Annotated in this window: 1 protein-coding gene; it reads right to left on the reverse strand. The window is 70.1% G+C overall.

What is annotated here, in order from left to right; all coding sequences use genetic code 11:
• Positions 1-66: 66 nt before the first annotated feature.
• Positions 67-374 (reverse strand): sterol carrier family protein (locus tag K728_RS0115235; RefSeq protein ID WP_024477208.1); only part of this gene is annotated, 308 nt, incomplete at its 5' end.

The raw sequence follows: 374 nt of genomic DNA on the forward strand, positions 1-374 counted from the left end.
CGGCCGCCACCGACGACCGCACACCTTCAGTGATGAAGGTGGTTCGGCGAAGTGAATGTTGAGCTGTCACGGTGTCGGCGGAGTGCCGGTGGGGAACAGGGGAAGCCAATCGCTCAGGTCGGCCCGCTGCCCCGAGGCGGCAACCTTTCCGGCGCCGACGGCGTCGGCCCAGGCGAGACTTCCAGTCACCAGTGCCAGCCAGGTGGCGGCGTCGGTCTCCACCACATTCGGCGGGGTGCCCCGGGTGTGGCGTGGTCCGCCAATGCACTGCGCCACACCAAACGGCGGCACCCGCACCTCTACGCTGTTGCCCGGCGCCCGGTCAGCCAATTCCTCGAGTGCGTACCGCACGGCGGTGGCCGTCTCGGGGCGGG

The sequence above is a fragment of the Arthrobacter sp. CAL618 genome (assembly GCF_000468215.1).
Classification (GTDB): Bacteria; Actinomycetota; Actinomycetes; order Actinomycetales; family Micrococcaceae; genus Arthrobacter_D.